20 protein-coding genes are annotated in these 8,894 nt (G+C 35.3%); all 20 read left to right on the plus strand.

Annotated elements, in window-relative coordinates; translation table 11 throughout:
• Nucleotides 1–8 precede the first annotated feature (8 nt).
• The 20 genes from rpsC to rpsD all read left to right on the plus strand — a co-directional run bounded on the left by rpsC (nucleotide 9) and on the right by rpsD (nucleotide 8,887).
• Nucleotides 9–728 (plus strand): 30S ribosomal protein S3, encoded by a 720-nt coding sequence (rpsC, locus tag GJV76_RS04220; RefSeq protein ID WP_155091390.1) that lies wholly within the window; start codon nucleotides 9–11, stop codon nucleotides 726–728.
• A gap of 18 nt (nucleotides 729–746) precedes the next feature.
• Nucleotides 747–1,166, plus strand: coding sequence for a 50S ribosomal protein L16 (rplP, locus tag GJV76_RS04225; RefSeq protein ID WP_155091391.1), 420 nt, complete (start codon nucleotides 747–749; stop codon nucleotides 1,164–1,166).
• 13 nt (nucleotides 1,167–1,179) lie between these two features.
• A complete protein-coding gene (rpmC, locus tag GJV76_RS04230; RefSeq protein WP_155091392.1) occupies nucleotides 1,180–1,371 on the plus strand; it encodes a 50S ribosomal protein L29 in 192 nt (63 codons plus the stop codon).
• A 17-nt stretch (nucleotides 1,372–1,388) separates the two neighbouring features.
• Complete coding sequence (gene rpsQ / locus GJV76_RS04235; protein WP_155091393.1) at nucleotides 1,389–1,646, plus strand: 30S ribosomal protein S17; 258 nt, start codon at nucleotides 1,389–1,391, stop codon at nucleotides 1,644–1,646.
• 2 nt (nucleotides 1,647–1,648) lie between these two features.
• The gene (rplN, locus tag GJV76_RS04240) at nucleotides 1,649–2,017 is read left to right on the plus strand and encodes a 50S ribosomal protein L14 (RefSeq protein WP_155091394.1); all 369 of its coding nucleotides are present in this window, start codon (nucleotides 1,649–1,651) and stop codon (nucleotides 2,015–2,017) included.
• 12 nt (nucleotides 2,018–2,029) lie between these two features.
• Nucleotides 2,030–2,347, plus strand: coding sequence for a 50S ribosomal protein L24 (rplX, locus tag GJV76_RS04245; RefSeq protein WP_155091395.1), 318 nt, complete (start codon nucleotides 2,030–2,032; stop codon nucleotides 2,345–2,347).
• 2 nt (nucleotides 2,348–2,349) lie between these two features.
• Entirely contained in the window at nucleotides 2,350–2,901 is a 552-nt protein-coding gene (gene rplE / locus GJV76_RS04250) for a 50S ribosomal protein L5 (protein WP_155091396.1), read from the plus strand.
• 2 nt (nucleotides 2,902–2,903) lie between these two features.
• The gene (gene rpsN / locus GJV76_RS04255; RefSeq protein WP_155091397.1) at nucleotides 2,904–3,173 is read left to right on the plus strand and encodes a 30S ribosomal protein S14; all 270 of its coding nucleotides are present in this window, start codon (nucleotides 2,904–2,906) and stop codon (nucleotides 3,171–3,173) included.
• Between the two features lie 22 nt (nucleotides 3,174–3,195).
• Nucleotides 3,196–3,594, plus strand: a complete 399-nt coding sequence (gene rpsH, locus GJV76_RS04260) for a 30S ribosomal protein S8 (RefSeq protein WP_155091398.1) — start codon at nucleotides 3,196–3,198, stop codon at nucleotides 3,592–3,594.
• A gap of 17 nt (nucleotides 3,595–3,611) precedes the next feature.
• Nucleotides 3,612–4,154 (plus strand): 50S ribosomal protein L6, encoded by a 543-nt coding sequence (gene rplF, locus GJV76_RS04265; RefSeq protein WP_155091399.1) that lies wholly within the window; start codon nucleotides 3,612–3,614, stop codon nucleotides 4,152–4,154.
• Nucleotides 4,155–4,165: 11 nt separating this feature from the next.
• A complete protein-coding gene (gene rplR / locus GJV76_RS04270; RefSeq protein ID WP_155091400.1) occupies nucleotides 4,166–4,516 on the plus strand; it encodes a 50S ribosomal protein L18 in 351 nt (116 codons plus the stop codon).
• 6 nt (nucleotides 4,517–4,522) lie between these two features.
• Nucleotides 4,523–5,047, plus strand: coding sequence for a 30S ribosomal protein S5 (gene rpsE / locus GJV76_RS04275; RefSeq protein ID WP_155034705.1), 525 nt, complete (start codon nucleotides 4,523–4,525; stop codon nucleotides 5,045–5,047).
• Between the two features lie 13 nt (nucleotides 5,048–5,060).
• Entirely contained in the window at nucleotides 5,061–5,243 is a 183-nt protein-coding gene (gene rpmD, locus GJV76_RS04280; RefSeq protein WP_155091401.1) for a 50S ribosomal protein L30, read from the plus strand.
• An 11-nt stretch (nucleotides 5,244–5,254) separates the two neighbouring features.
• On the plus strand, nucleotides 5,255–5,707 hold the full coding sequence (gene rplO / locus GJV76_RS04285; RefSeq protein ID WP_155091402.1) for a 50S ribosomal protein L15: 453 nt from the start codon (nucleotides 5,255–5,257) through the stop codon (nucleotides 5,705–5,707).
• A gap of 16 nt (nucleotides 5,708–5,723) precedes the next feature.
• Nucleotides 5,724–7,073, plus strand: a complete 1,350-nt coding sequence (gene secY, locus GJV76_RS04290; protein ID WP_155091403.1) for a preprotein translocase subunit SecY — start codon at nucleotides 5,724–5,726, stop codon at nucleotides 7,071–7,073.
• 5 nt (nucleotides 7,074–7,078) lie between these two features.
• Entirely contained in the window at nucleotides 7,079–7,294 is a 216-nt protein-coding gene (infA, locus tag GJV76_RS04295; protein ID WP_155091404.1) for a translation initiation factor IF-1, read from the plus strand.
• A gap of 13 nt (nucleotides 7,295–7,307) precedes the next feature.
• Nucleotides 7,308–7,424 carry a type B 50S ribosomal protein L36 gene (ykgO, locus tag GJV76_RS04300; RefSeq protein ID WP_002987490.1) on the plus strand — a complete coding sequence of 39 codons (117 nt, stop codon included), beginning with the start codon at nucleotides 7,308–7,310 and terminating at the stop codon, nucleotides 7,422–7,424.
• 2 nt (nucleotides 7,425–7,426) lie between these two features.
• A complete protein-coding gene (gene rpsM / locus GJV76_RS04305; protein WP_155091405.1) occupies nucleotides 7,427–7,801 on the plus strand; it encodes a 30S ribosomal protein S13 in 375 nt (124 codons plus the stop codon).
• Between the two features lie 11 nt (nucleotides 7,802–7,812).
• The gene (rpsK, locus tag GJV76_RS04310) at nucleotides 7,813–8,196 is read left to right on the plus strand and encodes a 30S ribosomal protein S11 (RefSeq protein ID WP_155091406.1); all 384 of its coding nucleotides are present in this window, start codon (nucleotides 7,813–7,815) and stop codon (nucleotides 8,194–8,196) included.
• An 85-nt stretch (nucleotides 8,197–8,281) separates the two neighbouring features.
• Nucleotides 8,282–8,887, plus strand: coding sequence for a 30S ribosomal protein S4 (gene rpsD, locus GJV76_RS04315; RefSeq protein WP_155091407.1), 606 nt, complete (start codon nucleotides 8,282–8,284; stop codon nucleotides 8,885–8,887).
• The last annotated feature ends 7 nt before the right edge of the window (nucleotides 8,888–8,894 follow it).

The raw sequence follows: 8,894 nt of genomic DNA on the forward strand, positions 1-8,894 counted from the left end.
TAAGCAGTATGGGACAAAAGACTAATCCAATCGGGAATCGCCTTGGTATTATTAGAGGATGGGACTCAAACTGGTATGGTGGAAATGACTACGGTGATAAAATCGCTGAAGATCACAAAATCAGAAAGTATATCCATGCTCGTTTATCAAAAGCTAGTGTTTCTAAAGTAATCATCGAAAGAACTTTGAAACTTGTAACCGTTACTATCACTACTGCAAGACCTGGTATTATTATCGGGAAAGGTGGACAAGAGGTAGACAAGCTAAAAGAAGAGTTAAAAAAGATTACTGATAAAGAAGTTCAGATTAACATTTTTGAAATCAAACGTCCTGAATTAGACGGATATCTTGTGGCTGCAAGTATCGCTCGTCAAATTGAGAACAGAATTTCTTACCGTCGTGCGATTCGTATGGCTATGGCTGCTGCGATGAGAATGAACGCTGAAGGAATTAAAGTTATGATTTCTGGTCGTTTGAATGGTGCTGAAATGGCACGTTCTGAAACTTTTAAAGAAGGACGTATTCCTTTATCAACTTTCAGAGCTGACATCGATTACGCACTTGCTGAAGCTCACACTACTTATGGTAGAATGGGAATTAAAGTGTGGATCATGAAAGGTGAAGTTTATGGAAAAAGAGATCTTTCTCCGTTAGCTGGAATGGATAAAAAACAATCTAAATCAGCAGGATCTCCAAAAGGTAAAACTAACCAACGCAAAAGAAAGTAATTTTTAAACTGAAGAAAAATGTTACAGCCTAAAAGAACAAAATACCGTAAGGTACAGAAAGGTAAAATGAAAGGGATTTCTCAAAGAGGGCATGAACTTTCAAATGGTATGTTTGGAATCAAATCGATGGACACTTCATTTATTACTTCTCGTCAAATTGAGGCAGCTCGTATTGCAGCTACTCGTTTCATGAAACGTGAAGGACAGTTGTGGATCAAGATTTTCCCAGATAAACCAATTACTAAAAAGCCTCTTGAAGTACGTATGGGTAAAGGTAAAGGTGCAGTAGAGTACTGGGTTGCTGTGGTAAAACCAGGAAGAATTATGTTCGAAGTTGGTGGAGTGCCAATTTCAGTTGCTAAAGAAGCATTGCGTTTAGCAGCACAAAAACTTCCAGTTAGAACTAAATTTGTAATCGCTAGAGATTTCGAAGCATAATCTAAAATTTATCATGAAACAATCAGAAATAGTAAGTCTATCTGTAGCTGAATTACAAGATCAACTAACGCAGTTGACAAGCGCATATAATAACTTAAGATCTGCACACGCGATTTCTCCAATTGAGAATCCTCTTCAAATCAGAACGGTTAGAAGAAGCATCGCTAGAGTTAAGACAGAGTTAAGTAAAAGAGAGTTACAATAATTGTATTCTGCCGAAAGATGGAAAATAGAAAAGAAAGAAAAGAAAGAATAGGTGTTGTTACTAGCAACAAAATGGAGAAATCTATTGTTGTGTCTGAAGTAAAGAGAGTAAAACACCCTTTATACGGAAAGTTCGTGTTGAAAACTAAGAAATATGTTGCACACGACGAAACAAATGACTGCAACATTGGTGATACAGTTAGAATTATGGAGACTCGTCCATTATCTAAATCTAAATGTTGGAGATTAGTTGAAATCATTGAAAGAGCGAAATAATTATGGTACAACAGGAATCTAGACTTAAAGTAGCAGATAACACGGGAGCAAAAGAAGTTTTGACAATCCGCGTGTTAGGAGGAACGAAACGTCGTTATGCCTCTGTAGGAGATAAAATTGTAGTTTCAATCAAAGAAGCAACTCCAAACGGAAACGTTAAGAAAGGTGCTGTTTCAACTGCAGTTGTTGTTCGTACCAAAAAAGAAGTGAGAAGAGCCGATGGATCTTACATCAGATTTGATGATAACGCATGTGTATTATTGAATGCTGCAGGTGAGATGAGAGGAACTCGTGTTTTTGGTCCAGTAGCGAGAGAACTTCGTGAAAAACAATTCATGAAAATTGTATCATTAGCACCAGAGGTGTTATAATTCTTTCAAAAGATGACTAAGCTAAAGATAAAAACAGGAGATACAGTACGTGTAATTGCTGGAGACCATAAAGGTTTAGAAGGTAAGGTAGTACGTGTATTACGTGAAAAAAACAAAGCTATTGTTGAAGGGTTAAACATCATTTCTAAGCATGTTAAGCCTAGTGCTACTAACCCTCAAGGTGGAATTGTTAAAAAAGAAGCTCCAATCCACATCTCTAACTTAGCGATCGTAGATCCTAAGACTAACGAAGTTACAAGAGTAGCTATCGAGAAAGATGAGAACGGAAAAAATGTTAGAGTTTCTAAAAAATCAAAACAAGTATTATAGTTATGGCTTATATACCAAGACTTAAAGAAGAGTATAAAAGCAGAGTAATCTCTGCTCTTACTGAGGAATTTGGTTACAAAAACGTTATGCAAGTTCCAAAACTTGAGAAAATCGTTGTTAGCCGTGGTGTTGGAGCAGCTGTATCTGATAAAAAATTAGTTGATTACGCAGTTGAGGAATTGACTAAAATTACAGGACAAAAAGCTGTTGCTACTATCTCAAAGAAAGACGTTGCTACGTTTAAATTGAGAAAAGGTATGCCAATTGGAGCTAAAGTAACTTTACGTGGAGAGAAAATGTATGAGTTCTTAGATCGTTTAGTAACTTCTGCTTTACCACGTGTTAGAGATTTCCAAGGAATTAAATCTGACGGATTTGACGGAAGAGGAAATTATAACTTAGGTGTTACTGAGCAGATTATTTTCCCTGAAATCAATATTGATAAAGTAAACAAAATCGCTGGTTTTGATATCACTTTTGTAACATCTGCTAATACAGATAAAGAAGCGAAATCTTTACTTGCTGAATTAGGATTACCTTTTAAAAAGAATTAAGTATGGCTAAAGAATCAATGAAAGCCCGTGAGGTAAAAAGACAAGCATTAGTAGATAAATATGCTGATAAGAGAAAAGCTCTTTTAGAAGCTGGAGACTACGAAGGGTTACAAAAATTGCCTAAAAATGCTTCTCCAGTACGTTTACACAACAGATGTAAATTAACAGGAAGACCAAGAGGGTATATGCGTCAGTTCGGTATTTCTCGTGTTACTTTCCGTGAAATGGCAAATAATGGATTGATACCAGGAGTTAAAAAGGCAAGTTGGTAATTAAGATTTAAAGGTAAAAACAATGTATACAGATCCAATAGCAGATTTCCTTACAAGAATTAGAAATGCTGTGCGTGCAAACCACAAAGTAGTTGAGATTCCAGCATCTAACTTTAAGAAAGAAATCACGAAAATTTTATTCGATCAAGGATATATCTTAAGCTATAAATTTGATGATAGTTCAGTTCAAGGAACAATCAAAATAGCTTTAAAATATGATAAGGACACTAAAGAGTCTGTAATTAGAGATATCCAAAGAATTAGTAAACCAGGTTTGCGTAAATACGCTTCTGCAGCTGACCTTCCTAGAATCTTAAATGGTTTAGGAATCGCTATTATTTCAACATCAAGAGGATTGATGACTGGAAAACAAGCGAAACAACTTAATGTTGGTGGAGAAGTAGTTTGTTACGTATACTAATTTAAAAAGACTAAGAGATGTCAAGAATAGGAAAAAGTCCAATAGCAATCCCTGCTGGTGTAACGGTTGACGTTAAAGAAGGAGAGATCGTTGTTAAAGGTAAATTAGGAGAGCTTACTCAGAAATTTGATACAGTTAGTGTTAAAGTTGAAGAAAATAATGTAATTGTTGAGCGTTCATCTGACGATAAAGATGAGAGAGCAAAACACGGTTTATACCGTAGTTTAATTAACAATATGATTACAGGTGTATCTGAAGGATTTACAATCACTTTGGAATTGGTAGGGGTAGGATATCGTGCTTCTAACCAAGGTCAAAAGTTAGATTTAGCTTTAGGTTTTTCACACAATATCGTAATAGATGTTGCTTCAGAAGTAAAAGTGGAAACTATATCTGAAAAAGGGAAAAACCCACTAGTGAAATTGACTTCACATGACAAACAATTAGTAGGTCAAGTGGCAGCTAAAATCCGTTCATTCCGTAAACCAGAACCTTACAAAGGAAAAGGTATCAAGTTTGTGGGTGAAGAGTTAAGAAGAAAAGCAGGTAAATCAGCTTAAAAATTAAGACTATGTCATTAACAAAATCTGAAAGAAGACAACGTATAAAATTCAGAATTAGAAAGGTGGTTACTGGAACTACAGCAAAACCAAGACTTTCTGTATTCAGAAGTAATAAAGAGATCTATGCGCAAATCATAGATGACGTGAATGGAGTAACTCTAGCTTCAGCATCTTCAAGAGAAGCTGGTATAACAAGAGGAACCAATATTGAAACTGCTGCATCGGTTGGGAAACTAATTGCAGAAAAAGCTTTAAAAGCTGGTATAGAAAATGTATCTTTCGACAGAAATGGTTATTTATACCACGGACGTGTTCAATCATTAGCGAACGGTGCTAGAGAAGCTGGATTAAAATTCTAATTAGTTATGTATCAAAATTATAAAAACGTAGAATTTGTAAAACCAAGTGGTCTTGATTTAAAAGACCGTTTGGTTAGTGTTAATCGTGTAACTAAAGTAACTAAAGGTGGGCGTGCTTTCGGATTCTCAGCTGTAGTTGTAGTAGGTGACGAGAACGGTGTAGTGGGTCATGGTTTAGGTAAATCAAAAGATGTTTCTGAAGCAATCGCTAAAGCGGTGGAAGATGCTAAGAAAAACTTAGTAAGAATTCCTTTGAATGGTCATACTATTCCTCACGAACAAAAAGGTAAATTCAGTGGAGCAAGAGTATTATTGATGCCTGCATCTTTGGGTACTGGAGTAATTGCTGGAGGTTCTGTGAGAGCAGTTGTAGAATCAGTAGGGATTAAAGATTTATTATCAAAATCTCAGGGTTCTTCTAACCCACACAACGTGGTTAAAGCTACTTTCGATGCTTTATTACGCTTAAGAAGTGCTTCTACAGTTGCAAAACAAAGAGGAATTTCTTTAGAAAAAGTATTTAAAGGTTAATTTGAAGGAAGTTATGTCAAGAATAAAAGTAAAACAAGTAAAAAGCCAAATCAACTGTCCTCTTATTCAAAAGAGAACATTAGAGGCTTTAGGACTTCGTAAAATTGGACAAGTAGTGGAGCATGAAGCTTCAAGTGCAATTTTAGGAATGGTAAAAAAAGTTCAACACTTAGTTTCTGTAGAAGAAATTAAATAATTTTGTAAAGTATGAATTTAAGTAATTTACAGCCAGCAAACGGTTCAGTACACAACCAAAACAAACGAGTTGGTCGTGGTGAAGGTTCTGGAAAAGGAGGAACTTCTACAAAAGGACATAAGGGAGCAAAATCACGTTCAGGATATTCTAAAAAGATCGGATTTGAAGGAGGGCAAATGCCACTTCAAAGACGTGTACCAAAATTTGGTTTCAAAAATATTAATAGAGTTGAGTACAACGTTGTTAACTTAGAAACTTTACAAGGTTTGGTTGATAATGGAGTAGTTACAGATACTGTAGATTTCGCTCTTTTAGTAGATTTAGGTTTAGCTTCTAAAAATGGTTTAGTGAAGGTTTTAGGACGTGGCGAATTAAAAGCTAAATTAAAAGTTTCTGCTCATAAATTTTCAGCTTCTGCTAAACAAGCAATCGAAGCTGTAGGAGGAGAAATTGTAACGTTATAAAATCTTAGTAAACAAGATGAAGAAGTTTTTTGAAACATTAGCCAATATTTGGAAAATTGAAGAACTAAAAAATAAAATTCTAATTACATTAGGATTATTACTTGTGTACCGATTCGGTACACAAGTTACTCTTCCAGGTATTGACGCTACAAAATTGCAAGCTTTAACAGAGCAAACTAATCAAGGTGTTGGTTGGTTAATAAATGTGTTTACAGGGGGAGCGTTCTCGCAAGCTTCTGTTTTCGCATTAGGTATTATGCCTTATATTTCTGCTTCCATTGTAGTACAGTTGATGGGAATCGCGGTTCCTTATCTTCAAAAACTGCAAAATGATGGAGAAAGCGGTAGAAAGAAAATGAACCAAATTACGCGATGGTTGACAATTGGTATCACCTTGTTACAAGGGCCAAGTTACATTTATAATTTGTACTTGCAGTTGCCATCAGATGCATTTTTGCTAGGTTTCGATTCTTTCTCATTCTTGTTTTCTTCAGTAATTATACTAGTTACCGGAACTATTTTTGCAATGTGGTTAGGTGAAAAAATTACTGATAAAGGTATTGGAAATGGGATCTCATTGTTAATTATGGTTGGTATTATCGCAAGATTGCCAATGGCGTTCGTTCAAGAGTTTCAATCGAGAACAACTGAAAGTAGTAATGGTGGTCTTATGTTGGTGGTGATTGAAGTAATTTTATGGTTGTTAATCATTATTGCTTGTATTTTATTGACGCTTGCTGTTAGAAGGATTCCTGTTCAATATGCAAGAAGAAGTGCTTCTGGAACTTATGATCAATCAATGTTAGGTGGTAACCGTCAATGGATACCTTTAAAGCTTAACGCATCTGGAGTAATGCCAATCATCTTCGCTCAAGCGATTATGTTTGTGCCAGCAGCAGTTGCTGGATTATCAACTTCGGATACTGCAAAATCTATAAGTACAACCTTCCATAATGTATTTGGTTGGGAGTATAATTTACTTTTTGCTTTATTAATCATAATTTTTACGTACTTTTACACCGCAATTACAGTACCTACTAATAAGATGGCTGATGATTTGAAACGAAGTGGAGGATTTATACCTGGTGTTAGACCAGGAACAGAAACTGCGGATTTCTTAGACAGAATCATGTCTTTGATTACTTTCCCAGGTTCGTTATTCTTAGCTTTGATCGCTGTTTTTCCTGCAATAATGAAAACAGTGATAGGTGTTCAAGATCATTGGGCTATGTTTTATGGTGGAACATCGTTACTAATTATGGTTAGTGTTGTAATTGATACTATCCAACAAATAAACTCATACTTGTTAAATAAACAGTATGATAGTATGATGACTAGTGGTAAAAATAGAAGAGCAATAGCTTAATTTTTATGGCAAAACAAGCAGCAATAGAACAAGACGGAGCAATCGTAGAAGCGTTATCAAATGCAATGTTCCGTGTAGAATTAGAAAATGGACATGTCGTAATTGCTCATATCTCTGGTAAGATGCGTATGCACTATATTAAGTTACTACCAGGTGATAGAGTAAAATTGGAAATGAGTCCTTACGATCTGACCAAAGCAAGAATTACTTATAGATATTAAAGAGGCTATTAAAATGAAAGTAAGAGCATCAGTTAAAAAAAGAAGTGCCGAGTGCATTATAGTACGTAGAAAAGGTAGACTTTACGTTATTAATAAAAAGAATCCTAGATTTAAACAAAGACAAGGATAATTATGGCAAGAATCGCAGGGGTAGATATACCTAAACACAAAAGAGGAGTTATTGCTTTAACTTATATCTTCGGAATTGGTTCAAGCAGAGCTAAAGAAATTCTTGAAAAAGCAAACGTTAGCGAAGATAAAAAAGTTCTAGATTGGAACGATGATGAAATCGGAGCAATTCGTGAAGCTGTAGCTCACTACACTATTGAAGGTGAATTAAGATCTGAAATTTCTTTAAACATCAAACGTTTAATGGATATCGGATGTTATAGAGGAATCCGTCATAGAGCTGGTCTTCCATTAAGAGGACAAAGAACTAAGAATAACTCTAGAACTAGAAAAGGTAAAAGAAAAACTGTTGCTAACAAGAAAAAAGCAACTAAATAATAAGTAGTAATATGGCTAAAGCGAATACAAAAAAACGTAAAGTACTTGTTGAATCAACAGGTGAGGCTCATATTAATGCGACGTTTAACAATATCATCATTTCATTGACTAATAAAAAAGGTGAAGTGATTTCTTGGTCATCTGCAGGTAAAATGGGATTCAGAGGTTCTAAAAAGAACACTCCATACGCTGCTCAAATGGCTGCAGAAGATTGCGGTAAAGTTGCACTTGAGGCAGGACTTAAAAAAGTTAAAGTTTATGTAAAAGGACCTGGAAATGGTAGAGAATCTGCTATCAGATCATTACATAACGGTGGAATTGAAGTAACTGAGATTATCGATATTACTCCAATCCCTCATAATGGATGTCGTCCTCCTAAGAGAAGAAGAGTTTAATTTATAGTATAACCAAAGGTAGGAATAGATTATCGGAGGAAAGTGACCTGAATTCATAATCCCTACCTTTTTTTAATTTTTAGAAATGGCAAGATATACTGGTCCACAAACTAAGATCGCTCGTAAATTCGGCGAAGCTATTTTCGGAGATGATAAATCTTTCGAAAAAAGAAATTACCCTCCAGGACAACACGGATTAGCAAAAAAACGCGGAAAAAAATCTGAGTATGCTATCCAGTTAATGGAGAAACAAAAAGCTAAATATACTTACGGTATTTTAGAAAAACAATTCCGTAACCTTTACAAACAAGCAGCTGCTGCTCGTGGAGTTACTGGTGAAGTTTTGATTCAATTATGTGAGTCAAGATTAGACAACGTTGTATTCAGAATGGGTATCGCTCCTTCTCGTCGTGCAGCTCGTCAAGTTGTTTCTCACAGACACATTACTGTAAACGGAGAGGTGGTTAATATCCCTTCTTATCAACTAAAACCTGGTGATAAAGTTGCAGTTCGTGAAAAATCTAAAACTCTAGAAATTATCGAACGTTCGTTATCTAATTCTAGTGCTGTTTATGAGTGGATTACTTGGAATCCTGAAACTTTAGAAGGTACTTTCGTAAATGTACCACAAAGACTTCAAGTTCCTGAAAACATCAAAGAACAGTTAATCGTAGAGTTGTACAACAAATAATAATTGA

The organism is Myroides albus (genome assembly GCF_009711045.1).
GTDB lineage: Bacteria > Bacteroidota > Bacteroidia > Flavobacteriales > Flavobacteriaceae > Flavobacterium > Flavobacterium album_A.

Coding starts and splice junctions, on each gene's coding strand:
- rplR (WP_155091400.1), top strand. CDS start 4,166: ATGTCATTAACAAAATCTGAAAGAAGACAACGTATAAAATTCAGAATT.
- rplP (WP_155091391.1), top strand. CDS start 747: ATGTTACAGCCTAAAAGAACAAAATACCGTAAGGTACAGAAAGGTAAA.
- rpsK (WP_155091406.1), top strand. CDS start 7,813: ATGGCTAAAGCGAATACAAAAAAACGTAAAGTACTTGTTGAATCAACA.
- rplF (WP_155091399.1), top strand. CDS start 3,612: ATGTCAAGAATAGGAAAAAGTCCAATAGCAATCCCTGCTGGTGTAACG.
- ykgO (WP_002987490.1), top strand. CDS start 7,308: ATGAAAGTAAGAGCATCAGTTAAAAAAAGAAGTGCCGAGTGCATTATA.
- rplE (WP_155091396.1), top strand. CDS start 2,350: ATGGCTTATATACCAAGACTTAAAGAAGAGTATAAAAGCAGAGTAATC.
- rpsD (WP_155091407.1), top strand. CDS start 8,282: ATGGCAAGATATACTGGTCCACAAACTAAGATCGCTCGTAAATTCGGC.
- rpmD (WP_155091401.1), top strand. CDS start 5,061: ATGTCAAGAATAAAAGTAAAACAAGTAAAAAGCCAAATCAACTGTCCT.
- rpsC (WP_155091390.1), top strand. CDS start 9: ATGGGACAAAAGACTAATCCAATCGGGAATCGCCTTGGTATTATTAGA.
- rpsE (WP_155034705.1), top strand. CDS start 4,523: ATGTATCAAAATTATAAAAACGTAGAATTTGTAAAACCAAGTGGTCTT.
- rplX (WP_155091395.1), top strand. CDS start 2,030: ATGACTAAGCTAAAGATAAAAACAGGAGATACAGTACGTGTAATTGCT.
- infA (WP_155091404.1), top strand. CDS start 7,079: ATGGCAAAACAAGCAGCAATAGAACAAGACGGAGCAATCGTAGAAGCG.
- secY (WP_155091403.1), top strand. CDS start 5,724: ATGAAGAAGTTTTTTGAAACATTAGCCAATATTTGGAAAATTGAAGAA.
- rpmC (WP_155091392.1), top strand. CDS start 1,180: ATGAAACAATCAGAAATAGTAAGTCTATCTGTAGCTGAATTACAAGAT.
- rpsQ (WP_155091393.1), top strand. CDS start 1,389: ATGGAAAATAGAAAAGAAAGAAAAGAAAGAATAGGTGTTGTTACTAGC.
- rplO (WP_155091402.1), top strand. CDS start 5,255: ATGAATTTAAGTAATTTACAGCCAGCAAACGGTTCAGTACACAACCAA.
- rpsM (WP_155091405.1), top strand. CDS start 7,427: ATGGCAAGAATCGCAGGGGTAGATATACCTAAACACAAAAGAGGAGTT.
- rpsH (WP_155091398.1), top strand. CDS start 3,196: ATGTATACAGATCCAATAGCAGATTTCCTTACAAGAATTAGAAATGCT.
- rpsN (WP_155091397.1), top strand. CDS start 2,904: ATGGCTAAAGAATCAATGAAAGCCCGTGAGGTAAAAAGACAAGCATTA.
- rplN (WP_155091394.1), top strand. CDS start 1,649: ATGGTACAACAGGAATCTAGACTTAAAGTAGCAGATAACACGGGAGCA.